Source organism: Mycobacterium paraseoulense (assembly GCF_010731655.1).
GTDB classification, from domain to species: Bacteria; Actinomycetota; Actinomycetes; order Mycobacteriales; family Mycobacteriaceae; genus Mycobacterium; species Mycobacterium paraseoulense.
The window spans coordinates 3,484,819-3,497,013 of sequence record NZ_AP022619.1; the positions used below are offsets into that span (position 1 = coordinate 3,484,819).

The 12,195-nt window shown below is 69.0% G+C and carries 12 protein-coding genes; 6 read left to right on the forward strand and 6 right to left on the reverse strand.

The features are described 5' to 3' along the window. Positions 1-81 precede the first annotated feature (81 nt). Both G6N51_RS16170 and G6N51_RS16175 read right to left on the reverse strand, forming a co-directional pair. Positions 82-996 (reverse strand): 3-oxoacyl-ACP reductase, encoded by a 915-nt coding sequence (locus tag G6N51_RS16170; RefSeq protein ID WP_083167790.1) that lies wholly within the window; start codon positions 994-996, stop codon positions 82-84. Positions 997-1,039: 43 nt separating this feature from the next. Beyond that, on the reverse strand, positions 1,040-1,231 hold the full coding sequence (locus G6N51_RS16175) for a ferredoxin (RefSeq protein ID WP_083167786.1): 192 nt from the start codon (positions 1,229-1,231) through the stop codon (positions 1,040-1,042). 202 nt (positions 1,232-1,433) lie between these two features. On the opposite strand from G6N51_RS16175, the gene G6N51_RS16180 reads away from it, so the two are divergent. The 5 genes from G6N51_RS16180 to G6N51_RS16200 all read left to right on the forward strand — a co-directional run bounded on the left by G6N51_RS16180 (position 1,434) and on the right by G6N51_RS16200 (position 6,330). Further along, positions 1,434-2,612, forward strand: coding sequence for an acyl-CoA dehydrogenase (locus G6N51_RS16180; RefSeq protein ID WP_083167781.1), 1,179 nt, complete (start codon positions 1,434-1,436; stop codon positions 2,610-2,612). 26 nt (positions 2,613-2,638) lie between these two features. Continuing rightward, on the forward strand, positions 2,639-3,736 hold the full coding sequence (locus G6N51_RS16185; RefSeq protein ID WP_083167777.1) for an acyl-CoA dehydrogenase family protein: 1,098 nt from the start codon (positions 2,639-2,641) through the stop codon (positions 3,734-3,736). Between the two features lie 14 nt (positions 3,737-3,750). Beyond that, entirely contained in the window at positions 3,751-5,295 is a 1,545-nt protein-coding gene (gene fadD17 / locus G6N51_RS16190; protein ID WP_142274828.1) for a long-chain-fatty-acid--CoA ligase FadD17, read from the forward strand. Then, the gene (locus G6N51_RS16195) at positions 5,282-5,506 is read left to right on the forward strand and encodes a hypothetical protein (RefSeq protein WP_083167773.1); all 225 of its coding nucleotides are present in this window, start codon (positions 5,282-5,284) and stop codon (positions 5,504-5,506) included. Before fadD17 ends, G6N51_RS16195 begins: the two co-directional genes overlap by 14 nt. A gap of 110 nt (positions 5,507-5,616) precedes the next feature. Beyond that, on the forward strand, positions 5,617-6,330 hold the full coding sequence (locus G6N51_RS16200) for a serine hydrolase (RefSeq protein ID WP_083167769.1): 714 nt from the start codon (positions 5,617-5,619) through the stop codon (positions 6,328-6,330). On the opposite strand, the gene G6N51_RS16205 is transcribed toward G6N51_RS16200, so the two are convergent. Genes G6N51_RS16205 through G6N51_RS16220 form a run of 4 tightly spaced genes read right to left on the reverse strand, consistent with a single transcriptional unit; the run spans position 6,316 to position 11,136 of the window. Further along, complete coding sequence (locus tag G6N51_RS16205; protein WP_083167765.1) at positions 6,316-7,866, reverse strand: acetolactate synthase large subunit; 1,551 nt, start codon at positions 7,864-7,866, stop codon at positions 6,316-6,318. The genes G6N51_RS16200 and G6N51_RS16205 overlap by 15 nt on opposite strands. Then, entirely contained in the window at positions 7,863-8,687 is an 825-nt protein-coding gene (locus G6N51_RS16210) for an amidohydrolase family protein (protein ID WP_083167760.1), read from the reverse strand. The genes G6N51_RS16205 and G6N51_RS16210 overlap by 4 nt, the downstream gene beginning before the upstream one ends. A 26-nt stretch (positions 8,688-8,713) precedes the next feature. Beyond that, on the reverse strand, positions 8,714-9,481 hold the full coding sequence (locus tag G6N51_RS16215) for a fructosamine kinase family protein (RefSeq protein WP_083167756.1): 768 nt from the start codon (positions 9,479-9,481) through the stop codon (positions 8,714-8,716). Continuing rightward, on the reverse strand, positions 9,478-11,136 hold the full coding sequence (locus G6N51_RS16220) for an acyl-CoA synthetase (RefSeq protein WP_083167751.1): 1,659 nt from the start codon (positions 11,134-11,136) through the stop codon (positions 9,478-9,480). The genes G6N51_RS16215 and G6N51_RS16220 overlap by 4 nt, the downstream gene beginning before the upstream one ends. Positions 11,137-11,200: 64 nt before the next feature. Here G6N51_RS16220 and G6N51_RS16225 point away from each other — a divergent pair, with 64 nt between their 5' ends. After that, positions 11,201-12,025 carry a crotonase/enoyl-CoA hydratase family protein gene (locus tag G6N51_RS16225; protein ID WP_083167747.1) on the forward strand — a complete coding sequence of 275 codons (825 nt, stop codon included), beginning with the start codon at positions 11,201-11,203 and terminating at the stop codon, positions 12,023-12,025. The last annotated feature ends 170 nt before the right edge of the window (positions 12,026-12,195 follow it).

The window sequence follows — 12,195 nt, forward strand, 5'->3', positions numbered from 1 at the left end:
CAGGTCAGACACCGTTACTGCATTCCAAACTGACACACGTTCTACCTGCCGATTCCCCCCCCACAAAGTAACCTCACACGGTTATTGCTCCATCAGTCCGACCGCGGAAAAGTTCCGCTCCGGATCCCGCCCAGCAAAGTACTCGCGCAGCGTCGCGCTCAGTTGTGCGGGATCCCAGGCCGGCCCCTCGGCGCTGAATTGGTGCTCCGCGGTCGGCGCCGCAACCAGTGTCACCCGCGGCCCGTAAACAATAAAGACCTGACCGTTGACTTCTGCGGCGGCCGGCGATGACAAGAACTTGACCAGGCTGACGACGTGCTCGGGCGACAGCGGGTCGATCCCGCCCGGCTCCACTTCCGGTGCGGCGCCGAAGACGTCGGCCGTCATCGCGGTGCGGGCGCGCGGACAGATCGCGTTGGCGCACACGCCGTAGCGGCCCAGCGCCCGGGCGGCCGTCAGGGTGAGCGAGATGATGCCGGCCTTGGCCGCCCCATAGTTGGCCTGCCCGACCGGGCCGACCAGCCCGGCCTCGGACGCGGTGTTGACCAGGCGGCCGAAGACGGTTCCGCCCGCTTCCTTGGCCTTCGAGCGCCAGTAGGTGGCCGCGTTGCGGGTCAGCAGGAAGTGGCCCCGCAGATGCACGGCGATGACCAGATCCCATTCCTCGTCGGACATGTTGAACAGCATCCGGTCACGGGTGATCCCTGCGTTGTTGACCACCACGTCCAACCCGCCCAGGCTGTCGGCCTGGGCGACCAGCTCGTCGGCGGTCGCGCGCTCGCTGATGTCGCCGGCGACCGCGACGGCCTTCGAACCGGCCGAGTTGATCTCGTCGATGACGTCGGAGGCATCCAGCGCGGCGGCGATGTCGTTGACCACCACGGTGGCACCGAGCCGGGCCAGGCCGAGAGCCTCGGCCCGCCCCAGTCCCGCGGCGGCACCGGTCACCACCGCGACCCGCCCGGATAGATCGGTCGCGTTCGTGCTGCTAGTCAATTTATGAATACCTCTAGTTTCTGGTGGCGCACTCGGGCTCGGGTTACTCGCCCCGCAACAGCGCGGCGCGCGGGCATTCGGCGATCGCCCGCTCGGCCAGCTGCTCCTGGTCGGGGGGAATCGGGTCGAGCTTCACGACCGCGTAATCCTCGTCGTCCAGATCGAAGATATCCGGCGCGATTCCCATGCACACGGCGTTGCCTTCACACCGGTCCCGGTCGACGATCACCCGCACAGCACCCTCCTTGCACCTGGCCTTCAACCCGAGGACACGCCCCATCAGTATGTAGGTCCACCATAGGGCCCCGATACCGCTGGGGAAACGGTCGCTGGAATCTCAGACTAGAACGTGTTACAACCGGGAAGACGAATGGGTAGTTGTCGGCCGAGTACCGTCGGCTAATCGAGGCGTGTCACGTTAACAAAGGACTGCTGGAATGCGCATCAGTTACACCCCTGAGCAAGAGGAGCTGCGTCGCGAACTGCGGTCGTACTTCACCACGCTGATGACGCCGGAGCGTCGCGAGGCGCTGAGCTCGGTCCAGGGCGAGTACGGGACCGGCAACGTCTATCGCGAGACCGTCGCGCAGATGGGCAAGGACGGGTGGCTGACCCTGAACTGGCCCAAGGAGTACGGCGGGCAGGACCGCTCCCCGATGGACTCCCTGATCTTCACCGATGAGGCGGCCATCGCCGGCGCCCCGGTGCCGTTTTTGACGATCAACAGTGTGGCGCCGACGATCATGGCCTTCGGCACCGACGAGCAGAAGAAATTCTTCCTGCCCAAGATCGCCGCCGGTGAGCTGCACTTCTCCATCGGCTACTCGGAGCCGGGCGCCGGCACCGACCTGGCCAACCTGCGCACCACCGCGGTGCGCGACGGCGACGACTACGTCATCAACGGACAGAAGATGTGGACCAGCCTGATCGCCTACGCCGACTGGGTCTGGCTCGCGGTCCGCACCAACCCGGAGGCGAAGAAGCACCGCGGCATCTCGATGCTGGTCGTGCCGACGACCGCCGAGGGCTTCTCCTGGACACCCGTGCACACCATGGCCGGGCCGGACACCAGCGCGACCTATTACTCCGACGTGCGGGTGCCGGTGACCAACCTGATCGGCGAGGAGAACGGCGGCTGGAAGCTGGTGACCAACCAGCTCAACCACGAGCGCGTTGCCCTGGTGTCGCCGGCGCCCATCTTCATGGCGCTGCGCGAGGTCCGCGAATGGGCGCAGAACACCAAGGATTCCAGCGGCGCCCGGCTGATCGACTCGGAGTGGGTGCAGATCAACCTGGCCCGCGTGCACGCCAAGGCCGAGGTGCTCAAGCTGATCAACTGGGAGCTGGCGTCGTCGGCCAACGACTCGCTGGGGCCGGCCGACGCATCGGCGGCCAAGGTGTACGGCACCGAGCTGGCCACCGAGGCCTACCGGCTGCTGATGGAGGTGCTGGGGACCGCGGCGACCGTGCGCCAGGATTCGCCGGGCGCGTTGCTACGCGGCCGGGTCGAGCGGATGCACCGCGCCTGCCTGATCCTGACCTTCGGCGGCGGCACCAACGAAGTGCAGCGCGACATCATCGGGATGGTCGCGCTGGGACTGCCCCGAAACCGCTGAACTCCCACTCGTAAGGACGAACATCGATGGATTTTTCGACTACCGAAGCGGCGAACGATCTCGGTGGCCTGGTCGACACGATCGTGAACTCGGTGTGCACGCCGGAGCACCAGCGTGAACTCGACAAGCTCGACCAGAGGTTCGACCGCGAGCTCTGGGGCAAGCTCATCGACGCCGGCATCCTGACCAGCGCGGCGGCCACCCCGGTCGGCGGCGACGGATTCGGGGTGCTCGAGCAGGTCGCGATCCTGGTGGCGTTGGGGCACCAGCTGGCGGCCGTTCCGTATCTGGAGTCGGTGATGCTGGGTGCCGGCGCGTTGGCCCGCTTCGGCACCGAAGAACTGCAACAGGATTGGGGCACCCCGGCCGTCAGCGGCGAGAAGGTCCTCACCGTCGCGCTCCTCGGCGAGATGGGTGAGGGACCGGTGCGGGCCACCCGCGCCGGTGACGGCTACCGCCTCACCGGCACCCGCACCCAGGTCGGCTTCGGGCCGGTCGCCGACGCGTTTCTCGTTCCGGCCGAGACCGACTCCGGCACGGCCGTTTTCCTTGTCGCCGCCGACGATCCCGGGGTCTCGGTGACCGCGATGGAGACCACCGGCCTGGGCAGCGTCGGGCACCTGGCGCTGGACGGTACCGGAGTCGACGGGACCCGGATGCTCGGCGGCGCCGAGGTCGTCGTCTGGCTCGACACGCTTGCGGCCTTGGGCCGCAGCGCCTTCCAGCTCGGAGTGCTCGAACGCGGACTGCAGCTTACCGCCGAGTACGCCCGCGAGCGCGAGCAGTTCGACCGTCCGATCGGCAGCTTCCAGGCGGTGTCACAGCGGCTGGCCGATGGCTACATCGACGTCAAAGGCTTGCGGCTCACGCTCACTCAGGCGGCGTGGAAGGTCTCCGAGGACGTCCCGGCCGACATCGACGTGGCCAGCGCCGCGTTCTGGGCCGCCGACGCGGGGCACCGGGTGGCGCACACCATCGTGCACGTGCACGGCGGCGTCGGCGTGGACACCGATCACCCGGTGCACCGCTACTTCCTGGCCGCCAAGGAGGCCGAGTTCGCGTTGGGCGGTGCCACCGGTCAGCTGCGCCGGATCGGTCGCGAGCTGGCCGAAACCCCGGCCTAGGCGCGTTGTTGAACCTGCCGGCCGATCCGACGGTCACCAAACTGCTGGTACCGCTTGCTGAGATCGACGACCGGGGCGTCTACTTCGAGGATTCGTACACCAGCTGGCGTGATCACCTGCGCCACGGTGCCGCGATCGCGGCGGCGCTGCGCGCCCGCCTCGACCCCGCCGCGCCACCGCATGTCGGGGTGCTGCTGGAGAACACCCCGTTCTTCTCGGCGATGCTGGTGGCGGCCGGCATGACCGGGATCGTGCCGGTGGGGCTCAACCCGGTACGCCGCGGCGACGCGCTGGGCCGCGACATCGCCCACGCCGATTGCCAACTGGTGCTGGCCGACTCGAATTCGGCTGCCGCGTTGGGCGACATCGCCCACGTCAACGTCGATTCCGCCGAGTGGGCCGACGAGGTGGCCGCGCATCGGGATGCCCAGCCGACTTTCCAATCCGCTACGGCCACCGATCTTTTCATGCTGATCTTCACCTCGGGCACCAGTGGCGAGCCGAAGGCGGTGAAGTGCAGCCACGGCAAGGTTGCAATCGCGGGGGTGACGATGACCCAGCGATTCAACCTCGGGCGCGACGACGTCTGCTATGTGTCGATGCCGCTGTTTCATTCCAACGCGGTGCTGGTCGGCTGGGCGGTGGCGGCGGCCTGCCGGGGCTCATTGGCATTGCGGCGCAAGTTCTCGGCATCCAACTTCCTGGGGGACGTGCGCCGCTTCGGCGCCACCTACGCCAACTACGTCGGCAAGCCGCTGTCGTATGTGCTCGCCACACCCGAGCGGCCCGACGATGCGGACAATCCCCTGCGCGCGGTGTACGGCAACGAGGGTGTGCCCCGCGATGTCGAACGCTTCGCGCGCCGGTTCGGCTGCGTCGTGCAGGACGGCTTCGGTTCCACCGAGGGCGGGGTGGCGATCGCGCGCACCCCCGACACCCCGGACGGGGCGCTGGGACCGCTGCCCGAGGGTGTCGAGATCGTCGGCCCCGACACCGGTGAGCCCTGCGCGCCGGGAGTTATCGGCGAGTTGGTGAACACCGCCGGGCCGGGCCGTTTCGAGGGTTACTACAACGACGAGGCCGCCGAGGCCGAGCGGATGGCCGGCGGGGTGTACCACAGCGGCGACCTCGCCTACCGGGACGACGCCGGCTACGCGTACTTCGCCGGGCGGCTTGGTGATTGGATGCGGGTCGACGGTGAAAACCTGGGCGCCGCGCCGATCGAGCGGGTGCTGCTGCGCCATCCCGACGTGACGGAGGCGGCCGTGTACGCGGTGCCGGATCCGGTGGTCGGTGACCAGGTCATGGCCGCGGTGGTGATGGCGCCCGGGGCCGAATTCGACGCGGAGAAGTTCCGCGGATTCCTGGCCGGACAGCCCGACCTCGGGCCCAAGCAGTGGCCGTCGTACGTCCGGGTCAGCCGGGAACTCCCGCGCACGGTGACCTTCAAGGTGCTCAAGCGCCAGTTGGCGGCGCAGGGTGTCGACTGCGAAGATCCCGTGGTACGGATCCAGCCGCAAACGGCAAGGGAAAGGCCGGTGCTTGATGCAGATACGTGAGGTGATCGCCGGCGTCGCCCTTGTCGCGTCACTCGGCGCTGCCGCGTTCGGGTTCGGTGCCGGTTGCGCGGCGGGAGAGCCGGCGCCGCCGCCGCCTCCCCTACCGCCGCCACCGCCGCTGGTGTGGGCGCCGCAGATGCCGGAACGCGAACCGTGGCAGCCTCCCCCGCAGGACGAGGCACCACCACTGCCGCCACTGCCGCCGAGGTAGCGGCGCGCCGTCGCCCTTCTGGCGCTGCGCGTCGCGGCTGTCGACGATAATGCGACGGGGCACCGACATGCCGGGACCGAAGGAGGCGCGATGGTTGGTCCGATCAGCGCATGACTTCTCGGCCCCTGGAGACCGCGCTCGAAGCGAGCTTCGATCAGCTGTCCGCCGCCGTGGCGGCGGACGTCGGCGTCGCGATCGCCCGACCGGATCGCACCTACTCGCTGGGCCGCTGGTGGTCCGGCGTCGCATGGTCGACGATCAAGGTGCCGCTGGCGATCGCGGCGCTGCGCAGCGATTGGCTGCGCGCCAAGGACCTCGCGGTCATGGCGATCACGGAGTCCGACAACCGTGCGTCCGAGCAATTGTGGTCCCACTTGGGCGATCCGGAGGAAGCGGCACGGCGGGTGCAAGGTGTGATCGCCGAAGGGGGTGATACCGCCACGGTGGTCGAATCGCGCCGGCTTCGGCGGGGATACACCGCGTTCGGCCAAACGCAGTGGACCCTGCAGCGGCAGGCCCGGTTCGCGGCCGAGCTGGCGTCGATCCCCGGTTCGGCCGACGTGATCGACATGATGCAGCGGCTCACCAGCGGCCATCGCTGGGGGCTCGCCGCCAAAGGCTTTGCCGCGAAAGGCGGTTGGGGGCCTGGGATGCACGGTGACTACCTGGTGCGGCAGTTCGGCATCGTGCCCACGCCGTCGGGACACTGGGGAGTGGCGGTGGCCGCCCAAGTGCACGACGGCGTGTTGGAGACGGGCGTCGACGTCCTGAACACGATGTCGGACTGGGTCCTCAGCCGACTTCCCGGACTAGCCCGTTATTGACGGCACCACGGCGTCGATCAGGTGCGGCCCCGCCTCGTTCAGGGCGTGGCGCAGCGCGTCGGCGAGTTCCTCGGCGGTGGTGACGCGGCGCGCCGGCACTCCCATCCCCTCGCTGATCTTGACGAAATCCATTGTGGGGCGCGACAAGTCGAGTAAGTCAAGTGCCTTGGGCCCGGGAGCCGATCCGGCTCCTACCCGCGCCAACTCGATCCGCAGGATGTCGTAGGCGCTGTTGTCGTAGATCACGGTGGTCACGTTCAAGTTTTCCCGCGCCTGGGTCCACAGCCCGGAGATCGTGTACATCGCCGACCCATCGGATTCCAGGCAGAGCACCGGGCGGTCGGGGGCGGCCACCGCGGCGCCCACGGCGGCCGGGATGCCGTACCCGATCGCCCCGCCGGTCAGCGTCAGCCAATCGTGGGCCGGTGCTCCGGCCGTGGCCTGGGCGAGCAGCACGCCGGAGGTGTTGGACTCGTCGACCACGATCGCCCCCTCCGGCAGCAGCGCCCCGACCACGTCGGCAGCCGAAGCGGACGTCAGGGCGCCCGTCGGCAGTTGCGGCCGCGCCGGATCCGCTACGGGCGCCACGGTTCCGGATGCCACCTCGTCGGCCACCGCGGCGAGCGCCTCGGCGGCACCGCTGTGGCCCGCGAGCAGATGCACCTCACAGCCGGCCGGGACGAGGTCGCTGGGCATGCCCGGGTAGGCGAAGAACGACACCGGCGACTTGGCGCCCGCCAGCACCAGATGCTTGGCGCCGTCCAGCTGGGCGGTGGCGGCCTCGGCGAAATACGCCAGTCGCTCGACCGCGGGGACGCCCGCGCCGCGCTCCAGCCGCGCCGGGAACGTCTCGCACAACAACCGGGCCCCGGTCGCCTGCGCGATCCGAGCCGCGGCGGCGAGGCCAGGCCCGCGGGTGGCGTCGCCGCCGATCATGAGCACCGTGGGTTCCCCCGAGCGCAGCACCTCGATGACCTCGAGCGCCAACCGGGGCTCGGCTCCCGCGGGTTGCGCGGGCAGGGCGCCGGCGGATTGCACCCCGTCCGACCAGGACACGTCGGCGGGCAGGATCAGCGTCGAGATCAGCGGGCCGGTGCGGCTGGCGGCGATCGCCTCTGCGGCGTCGGACGCGACGTCGGCGGTGTGTTCGGTGCGGCGCACCCACCCCGACACCGTGCCGGCCAGCGCGTCGATGTCGGATTCCAAAGGGGCGTCGTACTTCTTGTGATAGGTGGCGTGGTCGCCGACGACCACCACCATCGGCACCTGGGCGCGCCGGGCGTTGTGCAGGTTCGCCAGACCGTTGCCCAGTCCGGGACCCAGGTGGAGCAGCACCGCCGCCGGCCGACCGGCGATGCGGGCGTAGCCGTCGGCCGCGCCGGTCGCGACACCCTCGAACAGGGCCAGCACGCCGCGCATGCGCGGAACGGTGTCCAGCGCGGCCACGAAGTGCATCTCCGAGGTGCCCGGGTTGGCGAAGCACACGTCGACGCCACCGTCGACCAGGGTGTTGATCAGCGCCTGGGCACCGTTCACGTGATCGCCTCCAGTCTGAAAACGCGTTCGGCGTTGGCGTGGAGAAAGTCGCGGCGCCCGTCCTCGCTGAGCCCGAGTTCGTCCAGGGCCTCCAGCGCGCGGGCGGGCGCGATCATCGGATAGTTGGTGCCGAACAGCACTTTGCGTTGCCCCGTACCGGTTTTCATGAAACGGATGAGCTCCGGCGGCAGCCGCTTGAGGGTATAGGCCGACGTGTCGATGTAGACGTTCTCATGCTTGCGGGCGACGGCGACCATCTCCTCGGTCCACGGGTAGCCGACGTGCCCGCACACGATCACCAGTTCCGGGAAGTCCAGGGCCACCTGGTCGATGTACGGGATCGGACGGCCGGTCTCCGAGGGCCGCAGGGGGCCGGTATGACCCACCTGGGTGCAAAACGGCACCCGGGACTCCACGCACTGGGCGTACAGCGGGTAGTAGCGGCGATCGGTGGGCGGCGCCTCCCACAGCCACGGCACCACCCGGAGGCCGACGAAGCCGTCGCCGACCCGCCGCCGCAGTTCGCGGACCGCCTCCATCGGGCGATCGAGGTCGACCGTGGCCAGGCCGGCGAACCGCTTCGGGTGCAGGCGAATCCACTCGGCGACCTCGTCGTTGGAGATCAGGTCCTGACCGCGCGGGCCGCGCCAGGCGCTGAGCAAGCCGAGTTGGATCCCGGCGGCGTCCATCGATGCCACGGTCATCTCGATGGGGATCTCGGTGTCCGGCATGGACCCACCGGTCCAGCGCCGCAGCGAGGCCAGCATGTCGCTGCCCAGGAATCGCACCGTCGGGTGCTGCATCCACACGTCGATCGTCATTGCGACGACTGTAAGCCACCGAAAGATCAGGCGGCCAACGCGCTGCGGGCGGCGGCATGCGTCTGCCGCGCGTAGCCGGAGCCGAACAACACGACGTGCGCCAGCAGCGGGAAGAGCTGGTGTAGCCCGACCCGGTCGCGCCAGCCCGGTCCCAGCGACCGCACCCGCTGGTAACCGTCGAGGACGGCCTCGAGGTGCGGGCAGCCGAACAGCGCGAGCATCGCCAGGTCGGTCTCGCGATGGCCGGCGTGCGCGGCCGGGTCGATCAGCACCACCCCGTCGGGCGTCCACATCACGTTGCCGCCCCACAGGTCGCCGTGCAGCCGGGCCGGCGGGTCGTCGTCGTCGAAGTCGCCCGCGCGGCAACGCGCTACCACGGAATCGATCGCACGGCGGGTGGCGGCGTCCAGCCGCGCCGCGGCTAGCTCGGCCATCGGCGCCAGCCGCTCCTCGGCGTAGAACTCGCCCCAGCGGCCATGCCGACACAGCGACATCGGCAGCGGCTGCGACAGCGGCCCGAAGAACCCGGGCCCGTCCCAGCCGTCCGGCCCGGCGCCGAACGCCGGGGCGCCCGCGTCGTGCATGACCGCGAGCCGGCCGCCGAACGCGAGGGCCGCCTCAGGGGTCGGGGGCGCCGAATCAAGGCGCCGCAGGGTCAGGCTCGTCGCGTCGACGGAAACCACCTGTGCGCACGGCACGCCGCCGTCGACGGCGGAAAGCCAACGCAGCCCCGCGGCTTCCCAGGCGAAGTAGCCGGCCGGGGCCGCCGGGTGGTGCTTGACGAAATCGGTCAAGCGCTCACGTGAGCGGCGTGCACGTCGTCGGCGGGCCGCGCCTCGGTCTGCTCCTTGGCCCAGCGGTAATCCGGCTTGCCCGCGGGCGAGCGCTTGACCTCGTCGACCAGCCAAAGGCTGCGCGGCACCTTGTATCCCGCGATCTCGGAGCGCACGAAGCGGTCCAGTTCCGCCAGCGTCGGCCGGGACCCCGGCCTCGGCTGCACGACGGCGGCAACGTGCTGTCCGTAGCGCGGGTCGGGCACGCCGACCACCAGCGCGTCGAACACGTCGGGGTGGCCCTTGAGCGCCGCCTCGACCTCTTCGGGGTAGATCTTCTCGCCGCCGCTGTTGATCGACACCGAGCCGCGGCCCAGCATCGTGACGGTGCCGTCCTCCTCGACCAGGGCCCAGTCCCCCGGGATCGCGTAGCGGATGCCGTTGATGGTCTTGAAGGTTTCGGCGGTCTTCTTCTCGTCCTTGTAGTAGCCGACCGGGATGTTGCCCTTCTTCGCGATGAAGCCGCGCACGCCGGAGCCGGGCTTGACCTCGTTGCCCTCCTCGTCGAGCACGACGGTGCGGTGGTCGATGGCCACGCGCGGGCCGCCGCTGTGCGGCGCGTCCTTGGCGACGATGCTGGTGCCGCCGAATCCGGTTTCCGAGGAGCCGATGGAGTCGGTGATGACCCGGTTGGGCAGCAGTTCGAGGAGCTTCTCCTTGATGCTCGGCGAGAACAGCGCCGCGGTGCTGGCGAGCAGGAACAGCGACGACAGGTCGTATGCTTCGCCTTCTGCCCCTTCCTGTGCTGCCAGCAGCGCGTCGAGCAGCGGGCGCGCCATCGCGTCGCCGGTGAAGAACAGCAGGTTCACCTTGTGCTCGTGGATCGTGCGCCACACCTCGTCGGCGTTGAATTCCGGTGCGAGCACCGTGGTTTGGCCCGAGAAGATGGACATCCAGGTGGCCGACTGGGTGGCGCCGTGGATCATCGGCGGAATCGGGTAGCGCACCATCGGCGGGTTGGCGGTCGCCCCCCTGGCCAGGTCGTACTCGTCCTTGACGAATTCGCCCGTGGCGAAGTCGGTGCCCCCCAACAGCACGCGGTAGATGTCCTCGTGGCGCCACATGACGCCCTTCGGGAAGCCGGTGGTGCCGCCGGTGTACAGCAGGTAGATGTCGTCCGCGCTGCGCTCGCCGAAGTCGCGCTCGGGCGAGCCCTGCGCGATCGCCGAGTAGAACTCGACGCCGCCGTAGCGCTGGTAGTCGTTGTCGGAGCCGTCCTCGATGACCAGGATCGTCTTGACGTTGGGGGTGTCCGGCAGCACGTTGGCCACCCGGTCGGAGTACTGCCGCTCGTGGACCAGCGCGACCATGTCGGAGTTGTCGAACAGGTAGCGAAGCTCACCCTCGACGTAGCGGTAGTTGACGTTCACCAGGATGGCGCCGGCCTTGACGATCCCGAGCATCGCGATGACGATCTCGATGCGGTTGCGGCAGTACAGCCCGACCTTGTCGTCCTTTTTCACCCCCTGATCGATCAGGTAGTGGGCCAGGCGGTTGGCCTTCTCCTCCAGTTCGGCGTAGGTCAGCTTCTCGTCGCCGCAGATCAGGGCGACACGGTCCGGCACAGCGTCGATGGCGTGCTCTGCGAGATCGGCAATATTCAGGGCCACGGCCACCAAATTAGAACGTGTTACATTTCTTGACAAGCTCACCCCCAACGTCGACCGAAAGGTGGTAGCCGTGGCTTCGCAGAATGGTGGGGCTCCAGCAAACGAGCAGACCGGTCAGGACGCCCTGGTGGAGCAGCGGGGTCACACCCTGATCGTGACCCTGAACCGGCCGCATGCCCGCAACGCCCTGAGCACGGAAATGATGGAGATCATGGTGCAGGCCTGGGACCGCGTCGACAACGATCCGGACATCCGCTGCTGCATCCTGACCGGCGCCGGTGGCTACTTCTGCGCCGGCATGGACCTCAAGGCGGCAACCAAGAAGCCGCCGGGTGAGTCGTTCAAGGACGGCAGCTACGACCCGTCGCGAATCGACGCCCTGCTCAAGGGCCGCCGGCTGACCAAGCCGCTCATCGCGGCCGTCGAGGGACCCGCGATCGCCGGCGGCACCGAGATCCTGCAGGGCACCGACATCCGCATCGCCGGCGAGAGCGCCAAGTTCGGCATCTCCGAGGCCAAGTGGAGCCTGTACCCGATGGGCGGGTCGGCCGTGCGGCTGGTGCGGCAGATTCCCTACACGGTCGCGTGCGACCTGCTGCTGACCGGCCGCCACATCACCGCCGCCGAAGCCAAGGAGATGGGCCTGATCGGGCATGTGGTGCCCGACGGGCAGGCGCTGTCCAAGGCGCTCGAGATCGCCGAGATCATCGAGAACAACGGCCCGCTGGCCGTGCAGGCGATCCTGCGGGCGATCCGCGAGACCGAGGGCATGCACGAGAACGAGGCCTTCAAGATCGACACCCAGATCGGCATCAAGGTGTTCCTGTCCGACGACGCCAAGGAAGGCCCGCGGGCGTTCGCCGAGAAGCGCAAGCCCAACTTCCAGAACCGCTAGGCCGACGGGCTTTAGTCACACCCGCCACACCAGCCTCTGCGCCGGGCGACCGACTTTTTGCCCGCCTCATAGCGACAATCACCGATACGGGTGCGACGTACGCGCCGGGTGCCAACGATTTGTCGCTACGAGGCGGGCACATCGGCTGTCGCCTCCGCCAGGGGCCAGTG